Origin of the sequence: Mesorhizobium loti CJ3sym (assembly GCF_000472785.1) — a bacterium.
Classification (GTDB): Bacteria; Pseudomonadota; Alphaproteobacteria; order Rhizobiales; family Rhizobiaceae; genus Mesorhizobium; species Mesorhizobium loti_E.
In genome coordinates, this window is record NZ_AXAL01000008.1 from 227078 (window position 1) to 244498 (window position 17421).

Consider the following 17421-nt stretch of genomic DNA (forward strand, 5'->3'; position numbering starts at 1 on the left):
GCAAACAACACACCCCCGCAAACACCAAGCAGGAGAACCCAAATGACCAAGATCGCAATTCTCGGCGCCAATGGCCGGCTCGGCCGCGTGGTTGGCAAGGCTTTCATCGATGCAGGCTTCGATGTCCGCGCCGTCACCCGCACCGGCAAGGTGCCTGCCGAACTCAAGGGCGCCACGGCGGTTGCCGGCGACGCGCTGGACCGTCAATCGCTGATCCGCGCCACGGAAGGCGTCGACATCATCTTCAACGGCCTCAACCCGATCTACACCGACTGGGGCAAGTGCCTGCCGATGGCCGAAAACGTCATGGCCGCTTGCCATGCGAATGGCGCGCTGCATCTTTTCCCCGGCACCGTTTACAATTACGGCTCGCCGATGCCTGCGGTGATCACGGAAGACACGCCGTTCCACCCGACGACCGAAAAGGGCCGCATCCGCTGCGCCATGGAGGATTTGTTCCGCGGTGAGGCCGAAGCCGGCCGTGTCCGCACCATCATTCTGCGGGCCGGCGACTTCTTCGGCGGCACCGGCAGCGGCTCGTGGTTCGACCTGGTCGTCGCCGCCAAGATCAGCAAGGGCACATACACCGCACCCGGCCCGGCCGACCTCGTGCATGAATGGGCCTATCTGCCGGATTTCGCCGTTGGCTTCGTCGCGCTGGCCAAGAATCTCGACAAGCTCGGCTCTTATGAAGCGCTGAACTTTCCGGGCCATGCGATCACCGATCTGCAGATCAAAGCTGCCGCCGAGGAGGCTGTTGGCCGCCCGCTCAAGATGACCTCGATGCCCTGGTGGGTGCTGCGCGCCGGCAGCCCGTTCGTGGCAATGTGGCGCGAGATCGTCTCGATGTCATACCTGCGCTTCGAGCCGCATCAACTGGCCTCGACCCGGCTGGAAGGCATCATCGGCGAAATCCCGCACACGCCGCTCGATCAGGCGGTCGCCAAGGCTCTCAATGATCTTGGCATCGCCACGGTGAGCGGCGTCGCGAAAGCAGCCTGAACGCGATGCTGAGGGCGCGCCGACTTAGAGCCGTCCCATCAGCAGCAACACCAGAACCACCACCAGCACCACGCCAAGAATGCCCGACGGTCCATAACCCCACGAGCGCGAATGCGGCCAAGCCGGTACCGCGCCAATGAGGACAAGGATCAGGACGATGACGACGATGGTGCTGATCGGCATGAAGAGTTCCACGCATTTGAAGTCGTGCGGGGGAACAATGCAAAAGGCCGCCCGGTTGTTCCGGGTGGCCTTTGCCATTCCAAATCACGCAGTGCGCCTATTCGGCGGCTTTCGGGAAGGCGATCGCCGGTTCGGCGCCCACCGTTGGCGCATCCGACGAGATCTCGCCCTTGCCGCGCCGGAACAGCCGGCTGAACAAGCCGCGCCGCGCGCCGGGCTTGATCTTGGCGCGGGTGAACACCATCAGCATCGACGGCGTCACCACCAGCGTCAGCACGGTGGCGAATGACAGGCCGAAGACGATGGCCGAGGACAGCGAAATCCACCATTGCGTCGACGGCGCATTGATCGTCGTCTCGTGATGGAAGATTTCCAGGCCAAGGCCGAAGGCGATCGGCAGCACGCCGAGAATGGCCGACACCGCGGTCAGCACCACCGGTCGCGCCCGCTCTCGGCAGGTCTGCAGCACGGCCTCCATTTTGTCCCAGCCCTCTTCGCGCAGCCGGTCATAGGTATCGATCAGCACGATGTTGTTGTTCACCACCACGCCGGCCAGCGCGATGACGCCGATGCCCGACATGACGATGCCGAAGGTCTCGCCTGTTATCAGCAGGCCGAGGAAGACGCCGATCGTCGCCATGACCACGCAGGACAGCACCAGCCAGACACTGGTGAACTTGTTGAACTGCGCCAGCAGCACCAGGAAGATCAGGAAGATCGCCGCACCGAAGGCCTTGCTGAGGAAGGCGCTGGCTTCGGCGCTGTCCTCGTTCGAGCCGGCGAGCTTCCAGCGGATGCCGCTGCCGAGGTTCATGTCGGTGACGGCCTGCGTAACCTCTTGCTGGACGGCCGCGACCTGGGCGCCGGCGGCAACGTTGGCCTGCACCACCACGGTGCGGGCACCGTCGATACGGTTGAGGATGCCGACGCTCGGCTTCGCCTTGCGCACGACGAAGTTCGAGATCGGTACCGATCCCTGCGAGGTCTGCACCCTGAGTTCGTCAAGCGTCGACAGCGTACGCCGGTCCTCCGGCAGGCGCAGCCGGATGTCGACCGCCTTGTCGGCGCCGGCAGGCCGGTATTCCGAGAGCTTCAGACCATTGGTGACGAGTTGCACCACCGTTCCGACCGAAGTCGGGCTGATGCCATATTGCGCTGCCTTGGCGCGGTCGACCTCGATCGCCCAGTCGACACCGGGCGGCGGCAAGCCGTCGGAAATGTCAATGACGCCGGGCACCTTGGCGATGCGCGCCGCCACCGCACGCGCCTTCTCGTCCAATCCCTTGGGATCGACTGCGGAAAGCCTGATCTGGATCGGCTTGCCGGTCGGCGGGCCGGCTTCCGGCACGCGCACCTCGACGTCGACGCCGGGAATGCCAGCCATGACACCCCGCAGATCGTTCAGGATATCGTTCGCCGATTTGCGCTCGCGCCAGTCGATGAATTCGTACTGGATAACGCCGACGACGTCTTCCGGAACGTCCTGGCCGCCGCCGTCGGACTTGCCGACACGAGTATAGACCGACTTCAGGCCTGGCCAGCCGAGCAGCCGGTTTTCGGCGATCTTGGTCGCCGTGTCCATTTCGGCCAGCGAAAGGTTGCCGCGGGCATGCACATAGAGCAGGCCGTAATCCGGTTCCACGCTCGGGAAGAACTCGACGCCGGCGCCATACTTCGAATAGCCGACGAAGATGCCGGTCAGCATCACGACGGTGAGCACCAGCACGGTGATTGGGAAGCGCACCGCTTGCTTGACGACAGCCATGTACCAGCCGTCGCGATTGTCATCCTCGTGATGCTGAGGCGCCTTGGCGAAGATCGCGCCCAGCGTCGGCGCGAAGACCAGCGCATAGAGCATCGAGGCCGACAGCGTCACGATCAGCGTGATCGGCATGTACTTCATGAAGTCGCCGATGATGCCGGGCCAGAACAGCAGCGGCGAAAAGGCGGCAATGCGCGTCATCGTTGCCGCGATGACCGGACCGGCCATGCGCTTGGCGGCAAGCGCAAAGGCATCCTGCTTCGGCATGCCTTCACTCATGCGCCGTTCGGCGAACTCAGTGACGATGATGGCGTCGTCGACCAGCATGCCGACCGCCAGGATGAGGCTGAACAGCACGATCATGTTGATCGTGTAGCCCATCATGGCGAGCAGCAGGATGCCGATCAGGAAGGATGACGGGATTGCCAGTCCAATAAGCAGCGAGGCACGGCCGGACAGCGCGTAGAGGATGACGATGAACACCAGGATGACGGCGATCATCACATGGTTCTGCAGGTCGCCAAGCAGCTGGTTGACGAAGACCGACTTGTCCTGTGTGTAGGTGACATGCATGCCCTCGGGCATCGTCTTGACGAAGGCATCGGACACCGCCCGCACCTTGGTGAGCGTGTCGATCAGATTGGCGCCGATGCGCTTCTTGACTTCGATGGCGATGGCCGGCTTGCCGTTGAGGCGCGTGATCGTCGTGGCGTCGGCGAAGGTCGAGCGGATCGTCGCGATGTCCTTGGCCTGCACCACGGCATTGGGGCCGGCAACCACCGGCAAGGACGCCACATCTTCGGGCGTCTCGATCAGCGACGGCACCTTGACAGCGTATTTGCCTTCCGAGCCTTCGATGTTGCCGGCGGCGACCAGGCTGTTGGAAGCGCCGACGGCGCCGATCAACTGATCGAGCTGCAAGCCGTAGGAAGACAGTTTCATAGGATCGATGACGACCTCGACCAGATCGTCGCGTGAGCCCTGCAGCGAACCTTCGAGAACGCCCGGCACCTCCTCGATGCGGTCACGCAATTCGCGCGCCGCGGCGGCCAGCACGCGTTCGGGCAATTCGCCGGACAGAGTGACGACGAGCACCGGGAATTCGGAAATGTTGACCTCGGTGACGACAGGTTCCTCGGCCGCTTGCGGCAGGTCGGCCTTGCCGTCCTGCACCTTGGAGCGCGTGTCCTGCAGCGCCGTCGCCAGGTTGGTCTGAGGCTGGAACTCGACCAGCACATAACCGCCGCCCTGGAAGGCGGCCGAGCGCATTTCCTTGAGGCCCTTCAGGCTTTTCAGCTTGCTTTCCATCGGCCGCAGCAGAAGGCGCTCGGAATCTTCAGGCGAAATGCCTTGATAGATCAGGCTGACATACATCATCGGAATCGGAACGTCGGGTTCCGCTTCCTTCGGCGTCGACTGATAGGCGACCCAGCCTGCAATCAGCAGGAAGACCAGGACCGAGATGGTCAGGCGGGCGTTGTTGATCGCGAGTTTGACGATATCCATGGCTAACGCCTGTCGTTGAATTTCAGGAGCTGCGTCGCAGCCGATTGACCCCGCCCGGAGTATCCGCCGTAGCCAGGGCTACTGCGTCCCGCCGGTGGCGTCGCCGATCAGCTTGTTGATGGTCGCCTGGTCGGCTTCGACCGGCTTGACCTCATCGCCTTCCTTCACCAGCTCCTGGCCGGCAACGATGATGCGCGCATCGGCCGGGATGCCGCCAAGCACGAGGCCGGTCGGCGTGTCGTCGACCAGGTCGATCGGGAAGAACGCCACCTTGTTGTCCTTGCCGACGGCGCGGATGCCGAGATCGCCCTTGTCGCCCAGCGTCACCACCGAACGCGGCAGCAGGACCGCATCGGTCGGCAATGCGCTGAGCTGGATTTCCGCCGTCATGCCGGCCGGCACGGAGCCGTCGCCATTGGGAATGGCCACCTCGACGCGGAAGGTGCGGGTCGCCGACGACGCGTCGCGGCTGATATAGCGCACCGTGCCTTCGACGGTCTGGCCGCTGACCAGCCGCACATTGGCCTTGTCGCCGATCTTGAGATAGCCGAGGTCGCGCTCGCTGATCTCGCCGCGCGCGATCACCGGATCGAGCTTGAGGATGGTCGCCACCTCACCACCCTGCATGACCGAGCTGCCGAGTTCCACCGGCACGCGGTCGATGACGCCATCGAAGGGCGCCTTCACTTCGTTGCGGTCAAGCTCGGCCTGCGCGGTATCCAGCTGCGATTGCGCCAGGGTCAGATTGGAGCGGGCGGTGTCGAGCTGCAGCTTGGGCAAATTACCAGTCTTCATCAGCCGCAGCGACGCGTCCAGCTCGGCTAGCCGTTGCGCGACAAGCTGCTTGGCATTATCGCGCATCGAGATCTTTTCCTCCGCCGCCAGCATCAGCACCAGGTCGCCGGTCTTGACGTGATCGCCTTGCTTGACCGGCAGCTTTTCGATGACGCCGGCGACGCGGGTAGCAAGCACGGCGCGCTTGTCGGCCTCGGTCAGCCCGGAGATGCGGATGGCGCGCGCATAGGTCTTGCGTGGCGGCGTCACCACCGCGACGGTGCGCAGTGGCGCCTTTGGCTCGGCTTCAGCGGCCTTCGGCTTGCTCGCGTCCGGCGCCTTGCCCTGCTCGACTTCGGCTGCCTTGGCCTTGTTGGCCGCTACGCTGCCGACCGACGAGAACTCACCTGTCCCCATCCACGCCGCGAAACCAATGAGCACAACAATGGCTGCAAGCTTGTGAAACCTGATTTTAGGCATCGTCATTTTTCCACTGCGGGTTCGGCCAGCACCGCGCCTTGATGACGCGGGCGCGTCGCCGATATGGGTGCGCGCCTGACCGTGTTCAAATTGCCGTGGTAGGCGAGCGCGCTTCTACATCAAAGTTGCACCGCGATATAGTCTGAAAGTTGCAGAAGCATTGCGTAGCCAGGCAGAGTGTGGCCGCCGCGAAACTCTTCTCGACTTGCCTAAATACCAGTAGAGCGGGTTCGCAACCGGCTCACGATCTCCCCTCGCGACTCGCCCCGAACGACCGTCTGTCATTGCCGACAGCCAGATCGATGTTCTGCGAAATACCATCCCTGTCACGCACCGGATTCTTGGATCTCGACACGGATTTTGGCCGACAGGCCAAATCATTTTCGGTCAGAGCGACATCGTCTCCGGCATCGTAGATGTTAGCCCAATGCATTGGAATTGCTTGAGAAATAGCAGCGTACACCAATCAGACCAGGATGGCCCGGGTCCGGTTCGTTGATATGGAACCCAGCGCCGAAGGCGTCAGGGATCGGCGTGGCCCACGGGCTCGCGGTGTATCACGAGCACAGCACAGCTGCGGAAACTCAGCCGATTTTCCGGGCCATTCGCAGGAGTGTCGTCGATGTTCCGCTCGTGATTTTTCCAGCAACACTTTGTGACAGCACGCGGCATCGTAGGGATGTCGGTGGCAACAGGCGTCAGCATGATGAAACATCCTCCACACGTGAAGGTTGCTGCCTTGCCGGATCGCCCTGGGCATTACTCGGAGTTCCGGAAGACCTCGCTGATGGTCTTGATCGATCCGGCGTCTTTCACGCGATAGCCTGGCAGTTGTGATATTGCGGCATGGAACTCCTCGCCGCGGATGATCGACAGCACCCGCTGGGCGGCCTCGACTTCGCAATCTCGAAATCTTCAAGGTCCGCAACGCTGGGACAAAAATGTCCGGCGCCGAATTCGCGAAATCGAAGGGCCTGCTGGCCGGTTCGAGGTTCGGGACCTGGAGCCAGATAGCCCACAGCTCAGCGCAAACCCACCAACTCTTCGCTTACGTCCCAGAGACGCCTGGCTGCGTCGTCGTCGTACGCGGCCGGGTTGGGCGAACGCATGGGCCAGCCGCCAAGGCGCGCCGCTTTGTCCTTGTAGAGACCAATCTGACTGAAATACGCGCCGGACTGTCCGACCACTTCGGGAGCGAGTAATGCGTGAAGGGTGGTTTGTGCACCTTCCCAGGGTTCAATCATGCCACCCAGGCGTAAGAACGGGTTCAGAACAACGTTCAGGACCTTCATTGCCCAGCTTGGCAGGGAGGTGCGAATGAGATTGGTCCGCACGAAGCCCGGATTGAGGCTAACCGCGACCACGCCGCTTTCCGCCAGCCGCCGGGCCAGTTCCCGGGCATGCATCAGGCTTGCGAGTTTCGACTGGGCGTAAGCCTCCCAACTGTCGAATGGACGACGTTGGTAATTCAGATCGTCAAAATGAATGGCACCGATCCGGCCCAAGGCCTGCTCATGATAGGAACTCGACACGTTGACGATGCGCGCCGGCGCGCTTGCCTTCAGCACATCCGTCAGCAGGGACGTAAGCAGGAAGGGGCCGAGGTAGTTGACGCCGAACTGAGTTTCAAAGCCGTCCTTGGTCCGGCCTTTGGGCGTGTGCATGAGGCCAGCATTGTTCACCAATCCGTCGAGGCGTTTGTAGCGGTTCTGGAACAACGCCGCGAAAGCGCGCACGGACACGAGGCTGCCGAGGTCCAGTTCCATGACATCCAGCCGGGCTTTTGGAAACTCCTCAAGGATCTCCCGGGCTGCCCGCTCTCCATCGGCGACACGCCTGCATGCCATGATGGCCGCGGCGCCTTGCTTGGCAAGCTGGCGCGCGACCACGAAGCCGATGCCTGAGTTCGCCCCCGTGATGATGTATATGGTTCCGGCCAGGTCCCGAGATAACAGTTCGGGACGGACCATGAGAGGCTTTTTCGCCATATCGAGCTCCTTGCAATGCTGGCGCGATCGGCTACCTATCGCTTAATGACCATTGGTCTCCAAATAAGAGACCGATGGTTCCTTGTCAAGACGGGAGGTCAAATTTGAAACCAGGTGAATTTCAGCGTGCACGCCGCCCCGAGCAAAAGGAGGAACGGCGCTCCCATTTGCTGAACGTGACCCGTACGCTGCTGAGCGAGCAGCCAGGCGCGGTCGTCTTTGGCCTTAATGAGCTGGCCAGACATGCCGGGATGACGAAATCAAATGTCTACCGCTACTTCGAAAGCCGCGAAGCCCTGCTAATGGAAGTGCTTCGTGAGGAGGCAGCTCTTTGGTACAACGATCTGCGATCGGACCTTGGAACGTCGAACGAGCCGGTAAGTGCCGAAAGACTGGCCGACGCCATCGCCCGCACGGCCTCGGCTCGTCCGCTGCTTGGTCATCTGACGAGCATTTTGCCTTCGATCATCGAACACAACGTGTCGGCCGAATGCATTCGCGATTTCAAAACTGGCTCGCTGTTGCTTATTCAGGAGTGTGCCAGCTTGCTGCATGGGCGGACACGCTCTCTATCGCTATCCGCCTGCGAGGAGTTCATGCACTGGACCCTGATCATGATAACCGGGCTATGGCCGCTTTCACACCCGTCGTCAGTGGCGAACGTAGCGCTCCAAACTACTGAACTAATGCCTTTCCGTTATGACTTCGAACGTGATCTCAAACGGGGCCTTCGCCTGCTCCTGAGAGGCTTGTCGGAAGAAACTGCGCGTCCGGGGCATCTCGGTTTCGACCCATGACAATAGGTGTCGCTGCTTTTCAGCAGCCTTTTGCCCAACAGGTTCTAAGATACGATATCCGGCTGGGGAAAGCCACGACGGCAAAGCGCCAGCTCGATCTGCCGGTCATCTCTGACTCAGCCGGGCCAAACTGACCTTGCGATTGATGGAATGTTACTTTGCCGGACAGGGCGCGCCTGCCGCCATCCAGTTCTCGATCGCTTGATAGGTTGCTTCGGCCGAGCCTGGAGCCGGCTCACGATCCAACCCCGGCGCCCAGCCCCAGGCGACCAGTTTGTCGTCGCGCACATGCAGCGCGACATCTTGCAAGCTGCGCCCGCCATTGCGGGCGGGATCCTTGATCTGGGCGCAGATTTCCGGCGAGGACTTTCCGAACCAGACCATCTCGACCGGCGCCATGTGCCAGTTCGGGGCGCCGGGAGGGCCATGCAATATGCTGGAATTGCTGGATGAATGGCATGTCGTGCAACGCAGGCCGGGATTGCCGAAGCCGGAACCGTCGGCGCCGCGCTGGACGTTGAAGGCGTGAACGCGCACACCGCCATAATGCGCGCCGGACCAGCGCGGACGGTCATCCGAGACATGGCAGTCGGCGCAGCGCGGATGCGAAAACACCTGGTAGATCTTGTCCCATTCGGGCAGGCCCTTGGCGACATCGACAGTGGCCGGCGCCGGCGGCTGGGCTTCCTGCGCGGTTGCGATAGGCGCCGCCAAGAACGTTACGGCAGCAGGCATCAGCATGATGAGGAGCTTTTTCATGCGAAGGTCACCTGTTTCGACAGTGGCAATGTCCGAATGCGTTTGCCCGTGAGCGCAAAGATGGCGTTGGCCAGTGCCGGTGCCACCGGCGGTGTGCCGACCTCGCCGACGCCGCCCATCTTGTGGAAATTCTCCAGTATGGCGACTTCGAACACCGGACATTGAAAGATGCGCATGGCGTCGAAATCGTGGAAATTCGACTGTTCGACCATGCCATCGGCGAAAGTAATTTCCTGCCCCATCGCCGCCGACAGGCCGTAGATGGCAGCGGAAATCAGTTGAGCTTCGATAATGCCGGGATCGAGTGCGGTGCCGACATCGGCGGCGATCCATACCTTCTCGATGCGGATGCCGGCCGGCGTATCCGCCACTTGCACGATCTCGCCGACCCAACTGCCGAACGACAGCGTGAACGCCATGCCCTTCGCCTTGCCGGCGGGAAGCGCCTCATTCCACTTCGCCATCTCGGCGACCTTTTCGACAACCTTCACCGCTGAGGGATGGTCGGCCATCAATTTCTTGCGCAACTCGACCGGATCGATTTTTCCGGCGACCGCGATTTCGTCCATGAAGCCCTCATGGAAAAAGCCGTTGATCGAACCGCCCACCGACCGCCAGAAGCCGGCAGGAATGGAGACGGGCGCGGCTATGCCGCTCACCCGGTAGTTTGGGATGGAGTAGGGCTGGTCGAAGGCGCCGTCGACGATGGTCTTGTCGGGACCGATCGGCGATATCGAGGGGAACAGCCGGCGTAGCACCCCTGCGGTAACCGAGGGCGAGGCCAGCTTCATGTCGAGGGCGACCGGCAGGCCGTCGTCGCCAAGCCGCGCCTGGAATTTGCCCACGGCAGCCGGGCGATAGGCGTCGTGCCGCGTGTCTTCCTCTCGGGTCCAGGTCACCTTGATCGGACGCCCGCCCGTTTCCTTGGCCATCTGCGCGGCATAGAGTGCATAGTCCATCTCGATGCGGCGGCCGAAACCACCGCCAAGGAAGGTGGTGTGCACCGTGATCTTGTCCTGCTCGATGCCGAGTTGATTGGCGCAAAGCTGGCGCAAGATGGTGGGCGCTTGATTGCCGCACCAGATGTCGAGGACACCGTCCTTGAGCTGTGCCGTGGCGTTCATCGGCTCCATCGTCGTATGCGCCAGATAGGGCACCGCATAATCGGCCTCGATGATCCTCTCGCGCGGCGCATCGGCGAAAGCCTTGTCGACATCGCCATCGTCGCGCGTGGCCGAACCCTTTTCGCCGAGCGCCCGTTTCAGCACGCCGTCGATGGCGGCACTATCAAGCGGATAGTCGGGATCGGCCCATTTGGCCTCGATCAACTCTGCCGCCTTGAACGCCGCCCAGGTGTTTTCCGCGATGATGCCGAAGCCGTGACCATAATTGGTCTCGATCGGCACGATTTTGACCACGCCCGGCATCTTCCGCGCCTTGGAGAGATCGGCTGAAACCGGCTTCGACCAGAAGCGCGGGCTCATCTTTACCGTGCCGTAGAGCATGTCCAGCAGCCTGACATCGATACCGAAGATCGGGGCGCCGGTGACCTTGGCGAGCATGTCGATACGCTTTTGCGGCTTGCCGAGCAATTTCCATTCGGCCTTGTCCTTGAGCCTGAATTGCGCCGGTGGCGCCAGGGCAGCGGCGGCTGCGGCGACCTCTCCATAGGAAACCGATTTGCCCGACGCCTTGTGGCGGATCGAACCGTCAGCCGTTTCCAGGTCACCGGCGGCAACACCGAGCTTCTGCGCCGCCGCGGCGATCAACATCTGGCGCGCCGCAGCGCCCGCCTGCCGCATCTTGCCGAAGCCGTCGCGCATCGAGGAAGAACCGCCCGTGCCCTGCAAGGCGAGGAGTTTCCCGACCACGAGCAGGCCTGAACGTACAGTCTCCGCCGTCATGCTTTCATCGAAGAAGGCGAATGGACCGCCCTCCTCCATGATGCCGGAATTGTAATAGGCATAGGATGCCGGGCCATGCTCGACCTTGACTTGATCGAGGCTGACATCGAGCTCCTCGGCGACCAGGGCGGCCAAGGTCGTCGAGACGCCTTGCCCCATTTCGGCGCGTGGTGCGACGATGGTGATGGTGTTGTCGGCGCCGATCTTCACAAACGGGTTGAAGGTCGCTTCGCCCTTGCCGAGATCAGCCTCGAGCGGGTTGGCGAAGGGCTTGCGGTAGTAATAATAGCCGACGGCGATGCCACCGGCGATGGCGGCAGTGCCAATGAGAAATGTGCGACGGGCGATCTTTCCGAGACTGGCCATGATCAGATGCCCGCTGTCCTGAGGACGGCCGCCCGTTTGATGGCGGCGCGGATCTTTGGATAGGTACCGCAGCGGCAGAGATTGCCGCCCATGGCATTGTCGATATCGGCATCGCTCGGATCGGCGACCTCGTCGAGCAGCGCCACCGCGCTCATGATCTGGCCCGCCTGGCAGTAGCCGCATTGAGCGACCTGCTCTTCCAGCCACGCCTGCTGCACCGGGTGCAGCTTGCCGTTGGCGGCGATGCCTTCGATCGTTGTGATCGCGCCGGTGACCTGACCCACGGGCAGCGAACAGGAGCGCACCGGCTGCCCATCGACATGTACGGTGCATGCGCCGCAAGCGGCAATGCCGCAGCCGAATTTCGGTCCAGTCTTGCCGATGAGATCGCGCAGCGCCCACAGCAGCGGCATCTCAGGATCGGCATCGATGTCGAATGACTGCCCGTCGACGGTAAGGCGCATGGTGATACCCTTCGTTGTCGTCCACAGCCGGAGGCGATATGGCTAGTTGGCCATTTCACCCTCAACCAGCTTGACAAAATACGTCATTTTGTCAAGCTGGTCTTTACGGGATAGCGTTGCACCATGATCGAAGCCGAGGACATCGCCGCGAATACAAAGCGCGCCCGTATCCTGGAGGGCGCGATGAAGGTGTTTCTCGCCTATGGATTTTCCCGCACCAACATGGACGACATTGCGCGCGCCGCCGAAATGTCACGGCCAGCGCTTTATCTCCTCTTCAAGAACAAGACGGACATCTACCGCGCGACGACCATGATGGTCTTTTCCCACTCGGTCGAGCAGGCGAAGGTTGAACTCGCCAGCGATGGCACATTCGCCGACCGCATGGCGCGCGCCATCGACGCGGCGCTGATTTCGATGATGAGCGCCATAGCCGCCTCGCCGCACGGCGCCGAACTTCTCGACCTGAAATCGAGTCTCGCCGACCTCATCGGCCGCTGGCGTGCCGGGCTTGTCGAGCACATTGCAAGAGCGGTCGAGACAGAAGCAAGGGCAAACGGCGTCGACCTCGCGATCAAGAATCTTTCGGCGCGTCTGCTCGCGGATATCCTGCTCGACGCCCTGGAAGGCATGAAAATGCGCATCACCAATCCGGACGAGCAACGGCAGGCGGCCGCCGCGCTGATCAGGGTGATCGATCTCGCGCTGAAAGGCTGAGATCGCTTAGACTGATCTAAGCCCGCCAGCGCTCCGCCTCCGGGTTCTTGCGCGCTGCAAGAAACTCCTTCACCCGGCGGCCGGGTGCCGGCCCGCGCAGCGGCTTGTAGCCGTCGTCGAGTTCGCCGGAGAGATCGAGCGTCGGCCGTTTGCCGACGGCGTCGTAATTCTCTTCCAGCCAGTCGCTGGCGGCGGTGCGGCCGAGATCTCTGAGATAGCTCAGGAATGCCCATTCGGCATTGACCTTGGATGATGCCGACAAGTCCTTGAACGCCTCGTCGGCATCGATGCGGTGCATGCGGATGTCGCGATACTCGCCATGCGGCAGACGGCCGGCGGCGATCAACTCCTTGACGAAGGCGATCGAACGGAATTCGTTCAACAGCCCGGCATTGAAGGTGATCTCGTCGATGCGGTTCTGGATCTCGTTGGCGCTTTTCGGCGTGCCTTCGCGCACCACAGGATTGATCTGCACCAGCAGCACGTCCTCGGTTGCCGCTGTCTTGAAGAACGGGAACAGCGCCGGATTGCCGCCATAGCCGCCATCCCAATAGGGCACGCCCTTGATCTCGACGGCGCGGAACAGTTGCGGCAGGCAGGCCGAGGCCATCACTGTGTCGAGGTCGATCTCGCCGTCAGAAAACACCCGCAGCTGTCCAGTCTCGACATTGGTGGCGGAGATGAACAACTCCATCGACTTGCAGACGCGCACATTCCTGAAATCGATCTCCTGCGCAACGACGTCGCGCAATGGATTGAGGCCGAGCGGATTGGCGACATAGGGCGAGAACACACGCGACATGGTGTCGAAGAAGACATAGCCCGGCGACTTCTCTATCGACCAATTGCCCCAGGCAACATCCCACGGCATGCGCTGCACTGGGCTGAACCGGCCTTTTGCCGCCACCGCGCGCCAGAAATCATCGAGCTTCTTGCGCGCGCCCTCGACCCCGCCGCGCACATATCCGTCGGCCAGCGCCACCGCGTTCATGGCGCCGGCGCTGGTGCCGGAGACGGCCGATATCTCCAGTCTGCCGTCCTCCAGCAGCCGGTCGAGCACGCCCCATGAAAAGGCGCCGTGCGAGCCGCCGCCCTGAAGCGCGATGTTGATCTTCTTCTTTTCCTCCGCCTTGCCGTTCTTGGTCATGGCGTTCCTGTCATCTGATGCGCCAACCTGCCCCTACGTCATTGAAGGATGCAGTTGCCGGCGACTTATGTTGCAGTGCAGCATATAAGGACGGACCAAGGCAAGAACACGAAAACGGTCGCGTGATCACATGAAATTTCGGTCACGCGAAAAAGGCCCCTCCGCTTCGATGCGGAGAGGCCTCGGGTCTTTCGAAACAGAATTGAACTTCAGGCGACGAGATCCGGTACCGGGCCGACATAGCGCGATTGCGGACGGATCAGCCGCCCGGTCGTCTGCTGCTCGCGCGCATGCGCTATCCAGCCGGCAACGCGCCCTGCGGCAAAGACATTGCTGAAAGCCTGCGGCGGAAAACCCGTCGCTTCCAGCACAAGCGCCGTGTAGAATTCGACATTGGTCTGCAGCGCGCGCTGCGGCTTGGCGATCCGCAGCACCTCGAGCGCCGTCTGCTCGACCTTTTCCGCGAAGGCCAGCCGGCGGCCGGTTTCGCCCTCGCTACCGAGCTGCCGCACGACAGTCTTCAGCACATCAGCGCGCGGATCGCGCACGCGGTAGATGCGATGGCCGAAACCCATGATGCGCCTTCCCTGCGTGATCTCGTCGCGAAGCCAGCCGGCCGCATCGCCATGCGCCTGGATCGCATCGAGCATTTCGATCACCGGGCCAGGCGCACCGCCATGCAACGGCCCCTTGAGCGCGCCGAGCCCGGCCAGCACGGACGATGTCAGGCCGGCCAGTGTCGAGGCGACGACGCGGGTGGCGAAGGTCGAGGCGTTGAGGCCGTGGTCGCAGACAGTCACCAGATAGGTGTCGAGCGCTTTTGCCAAGGCCGGCGACGGGACCGAACCGCTGAGCATCCGCAACATGTCGGCGGCATGACCGGCCTTGCCATCTGGTGCAATCGGCTGTTCGCCGCGCTGCAGGCGCAGCAAGGCGGGCGTCAGAACCGCCGGTGCCGCGATCAGCCGTAGCGCGTCGGTCAGGGTCTCGCCATCAGGTAGCAGAGCCATGCCGGCGCGCATGGCGCTGTAGATTTCAAGCGGCGCCAGCAAGGGCAGCGAAGACCGGAGCCGGTCGAATATTTCGACCCGAGCCTCACCCAGTTTCGTCTCCAGTTCGGCGTCACCAGGCAAATCCTCGAAGAAGCCGTCGAGCAGCAGGCGAACCACTTGCGGATAGGTCCATCGGCCGGCCAGTTCCGGCAGCGAATGACCCCGGATCGTCAGGCGGCCGCCCAGACCATCCACATCGGACAGAACGGTTTCGGCCGCCACCACATCATCGAGCCCATTCGGCATTGCTTATCTCCTTGAAGCTTTTCCGGATCGGAGATAAGGCTGTGAAACGCTATCATCAATCTTGATCAATAGAATCAATATCAGAGCCAGAAATGTCGGAATGGTTGTCGCGGGAAGAGGCGCTGGAGAGACTTCGGGTGAGGCCGCAGACGCTTTACGCCTATGTCAGCCGCGGCCGAATCGGCATGCGTCCGGACAGGGCCGATCCGCGCCGCAGCGAATATCGCGCCGATGATATCGCCGCACTGGCGACGCGAAGGGCGCGTGGACGCAGCCCTTCGGCCATCGCGGAAAGCGCGATTGCCTGGGGCGAGCCATCGATCGTCACCTCGATCTCAACCGTTTGGCATGGCCAGCTGATCTATCGGGGCAAGGACGCCGCTGCGCTGTCCGATCATGCCACGCTGGAAGAGACCGCCGCTGTGCTTTGGGCCTTGCCTGAACCGGTCCGCTTCGAAACGCCGTCGCCAGATGCGCCGCGCCAGCTCGGCCGCGCCTCGGCCTTTGCGCAACTCGCCTTGCTTGCCGGCCAGGCGCGGCCTTCGCTTGGGCGCAGCGCCGCCTCTCTGTGCGCTGATGCCGCGCGCGCGATCGGCGTGCTGGCCGGTGCTCTCGGTGCCGAGACCGGACCGGATCCCGTGCATCGGCGATTGGCTCGGGGTTGGTCGGTCGATGATACCGGTGCGGAAGCGATCCGGCGCGCCCTTGTGCTGCTCGCCGATCACGAGCTCAACGCATCGACTTTCGCGGCCCGCGTTGCCGCCTCCACTGGAGCCTCGCCCGCCGCTTCCCTGCTGGCGGGCCTCGCAACACTTTCCGGCCCACGGCACGGTGGCGCCGGCGAAGCCGTGATGCAGCTGGCCGAGGATGCGGCGCGCCATGGCGCCGATGCCACGATCCGGCGGTGGCTCGGCCATGACCGGCCACTGCCTGGCTTCGGCCATCAACTCTATCCCGAGGGCGATCCCAGGGCCACGGCGCTTCTGGCGGCCATCGACAACACCGACGAGACGTTGCGGTCGCTGGAAACCGCCGCTATTGCCGCGACCGGGGCTCCAGCGAATATCGACTTTGCCCTGGCCGTGCTGACGCGCAGCCTCGGCTTGCCGCGCGATGCGCCGTTCCACCTGTTCGCGCTTGGACGCAGCGTCGGCTGGGCCGCACACATGGTCGAGCAGATCGTCAGCGGCAGCATCATCCGGCCGCGTGGCCGCTATGAGGGGCTATTGCCGTGACAGCGTAGAAATCGTCAGGCTGAGTTGGTGGCCCCGAACCGCGCCCGGTACGCAGCCGGCGTCGTGGCGAATTGCTGACGGAAATGATGCCGCAGCGTGCCAGCGGCGCCAAATCCGGCGGTCTCGGCAATCCGCTCGATCGGCATGGCGGTATCTTCCAGCAGGGTGCGCGCCCGCGAAAGCCGTTCCGAGAGCAGCCAGCGCGCCGGCGTGACGCCGGTGGCGGCCGCGAACCGGCGCAGGAATGTCCGCTCGCTCATCCCGGCCAGATCCGCCAGGACAGCGACGGGATATTCGGCGGAAATATCGGCACGCATTCTGTCGATCAAAGGCCCGAGCCGGCTGCGCTCGTGCGGCTCCGGAACGGAACTCTCGACATATTGCGCCTGGCCGCCATCGCGGTGCGGCGGCACGACCAGGCGGCGCGCCACCATGTTGGCCGCCTTGGTGCCGAAATCGCGCCGGACGAGATGCAGGCAGAGATCGATGCCGGCAGCACTTCCGGCCGATGTCAGGACATTTCCCTCATCGATGTACAAAACATCCGGGACCACGGTGATGTCGGGGTACAGCTCCCTCAGTCTTTCACTGTAGCGCCAATGCGTGGTTGCCTTCTTGCCTGCAAGCAGGCCTGCGGCGGCAAGCACGAAGACGCCCGAACAGATGGACAGGATGCGTGCGCCCCGCTCGCTGGCCTTCCGGAGCGCTTCGATCAGCAAGGGCGGCACAGGAGCCTCTGCTCCGCGCCATCCAGGCACGATCACCGTGTCGGCCTGATCGATCAGATCCGGTCCACCGTCGGCGACGATGCGCACGCCGCCCAGGGCGCGCATTTCGCCGGGGTCGATCCCGGCAACCGCAAAACGGTACCAATCCGGCCCCATCTCCGGCCTCGGCAAGGCGAAGACTTCAACCACCACGCCAAACTCGAACGTGCACAAGCCATCATAGGCAATGGCAACCACAAGCGGGTTGGCAGAGCGCGGATTGGCAGGCGGCGCATTTGGCATGATCTTGATGATATATGGCAAAGCTGCCA

Annotated in this window: 14 protein-coding genes; 4 read left to right on the forward strand and 10 right to left on the reverse strand. The window is 62.8% G+C overall.

The features are described from left to right. Positions 1-42 precede the first annotated feature (42 nt). Positions 43-1002, forward strand: coding sequence for an SDR family oxidoreductase (locus A3A9_RS0113045; protein ID WP_027059174.1), 960 nt, complete (start codon positions 43-45; stop codon positions 1000-1002). A gap of 24 nt (positions 1003-1026) precedes the next feature. On the opposite strand, the gene A3A9_RS38735 is transcribed toward A3A9_RS0113045, so the two are convergent. The 4 genes from A3A9_RS38735 to A3A9_RS0113070 all read right to left on the reverse strand — a co-directional run bounded on the left by A3A9_RS38735 (position 1027) and on the right by A3A9_RS0113070 (position 7695). Then, positions 1027-1185: a DUF3309 family protein gene (locus tag A3A9_RS38735; RefSeq protein ID WP_033838536.1), complete on the reverse strand. Its 159-nt coding sequence runs from the start codon at positions 1183-1185 to the stop codon at positions 1027-1029. Positions 1186-1282: 97 nt separating this feature from the next. Continuing rightward, complete coding sequence (locus A3A9_RS0113055) at positions 1283-4453, reverse strand: efflux RND transporter permease subunit (RefSeq protein WP_027059175.1); 3171 nt, start codon at positions 4451-4453, stop codon at positions 1283-1285. 78 nt (positions 4454-4531) lie between these two features. Then, on the reverse strand, positions 4532-5707 hold the full coding sequence (locus A3A9_RS0113060) for an efflux RND transporter periplasmic adaptor subunit (RefSeq protein WP_027059176.1): 1176 nt from the start codon (positions 5705-5707) through the stop codon (positions 4532-4534). A 1022-nt stretch (positions 5708-6729) separates the two neighbouring features. Beyond that, positions 6730-7695: an SDR family oxidoreductase gene (locus A3A9_RS0113070; protein ID WP_051370886.1), complete on the reverse strand. Its 966-nt coding sequence runs from the start codon at positions 7693-7695 to the stop codon at positions 6730-6732. A gap of 104 nt (positions 7696-7799) precedes the next feature. Here A3A9_RS0113070 and A3A9_RS38740 point away from each other — a divergent pair, with 104 nt between their 5' ends. Further along, a complete protein-coding gene (locus tag A3A9_RS38740) occupies positions 7800-8492 on the forward strand; it encodes a TetR/AcrR family transcriptional regulator (RefSeq protein WP_202596369.1) in 693 nt (230 codons plus the stop codon). A gap of 153 nt (positions 8493-8645) precedes the next feature. Here the strand turns inward: A3A9_RS38740 and A3A9_RS0113080 are convergent, their stop codons facing one another. From A3A9_RS0113080 to A3A9_RS0113090, 3 genes are read right to left on the reverse strand one after another with little or no spacing between them, the layout of a single operon-like run. Next, a complete protein-coding gene (locus A3A9_RS0113080) occupies positions 8646-9251 on the reverse strand; it encodes a hypothetical protein (RefSeq protein WP_027059178.1) in 606 nt (201 codons plus the stop codon). Next, positions 9248-11521, reverse strand: a complete 2274-nt coding sequence (locus A3A9_RS0113085) for a xanthine dehydrogenase family protein molybdopterin-binding subunit (RefSeq protein ID WP_027059179.1) — start codon at positions 11519-11521, stop codon at positions 9248-9250. The genes A3A9_RS0113080 and A3A9_RS0113085 overlap by 4 nt, the downstream gene beginning before the upstream one ends. A gap of 2 nt (positions 11522-11523) precedes the next feature. After that, on the reverse strand, positions 11524-11985 hold the full coding sequence (locus A3A9_RS0113090) for a (2Fe-2S)-binding protein (RefSeq protein ID WP_027059180.1): 462 nt from the start codon (positions 11983-11985) through the stop codon (positions 11524-11526). A 123-nt stretch (positions 11986-12108) separates the two neighbouring features. Here A3A9_RS0113090 and A3A9_RS0113095 point away from each other — a divergent pair, with 123 nt between their 5' ends. Next, entirely contained in the window at positions 12109-12702 is a 594-nt protein-coding gene (locus A3A9_RS0113095) for a TetR/AcrR family transcriptional regulator (RefSeq protein WP_027059181.1), read from the forward strand. A gap of 16 nt (positions 12703-12718) precedes the next feature. Here A3A9_RS0113095 and A3A9_RS0113100 read toward each other — a convergent pair whose 3' ends face one another. After that, complete coding sequence (locus A3A9_RS0113100) at positions 12719-13849, reverse strand: patatin-like phospholipase family protein (protein WP_027059182.1); 1131 nt, start codon at positions 13847-13849, stop codon at positions 12719-12721. A 209-nt stretch (positions 13850-14058) separates the two neighbouring features. Then, a complete protein-coding gene (locus tag A3A9_RS0113105; RefSeq protein ID WP_027059183.1) occupies positions 14059-15147 on the reverse strand; it encodes a citrate synthase/methylcitrate synthase in 1089 nt (362 codons plus the stop codon). Between the two features lie 92 nt (positions 15148-15239). Here A3A9_RS0113105 and A3A9_RS0113110 point away from each other — a divergent pair, with 92 nt between their 5' ends. Continuing rightward, positions 15240-16382, forward strand: coding sequence for a citrate synthase (locus tag A3A9_RS0113110; protein WP_027059184.1), 1143 nt, complete (start codon positions 15240-15242; stop codon positions 16380-16382). Positions 16383-16396: 14 nt separating this feature from the next. Here A3A9_RS0113110 and ftrA read toward each other — a convergent pair whose 3' ends face one another. Then, positions 16397-17392: a transcriptional regulator FtrA gene (gene ftrA, locus A3A9_RS0113115; protein ID WP_027059185.1), complete on the reverse strand. Its 996-nt coding sequence runs from the start codon at positions 17390-17392 to the stop codon at positions 16397-16399. Positions 17393-17421 lie beyond the last annotated feature (29 nt).